The 290-nt window shown below is 47.6% G+C and carries 1 pseudogene; it reads left to right on the top strand.

Features of this window, described 5'->3' with window-relative positions:
- Positions 1 to 2: 2 nt before the first annotated feature.
- Positions 3 to 290 (top strand): annotated as a pseudogene (locus tag AB4512_RS25415) (AraC family transcriptional regulator); the annotation flags it as partial.

The following is a 290-nucleotide window of genomic DNA, read 5'->3' as shown; positions in this document are numbered from 1 at the left end:
TCATTGATTGCTACTGGCTAATTGAAAAGACGCCCGACGCTCAAACTCATCAATTTCCGATACTCAATCCCGATCCATCGGCACACCTGATCTTATCGCCAAGCGAGCAGGCATATCACTACATGATTGAGCAACAAATCGATCAAGGCGTTGGCTGCCATTTGCTGTTACCGCACCATAAAGCCATCGAATTGGATCACTCGAAGCCCTTTGTTCACTTGGGCATTAAATTCCATGTCGGTGCCTTGTATTCACTGGTTATCCCAGATTGCCCTCACCCTAGCTTGGAC

Source organism: Vibrio sp. 10N.222.52.B7, assembly GCF_041474275.1.
GTDB classification, from domain to species: Bacteria; Pseudomonadota; Gammaproteobacteria; order Enterobacterales; family Vibrionaceae; genus Vibrio; species Vibrio crassostreae_C.
The sequence above is the reverse complement of the archived record's forward strand: the minus strand, read 5'-3'. Positions and strand labels throughout refer to the sequence as shown.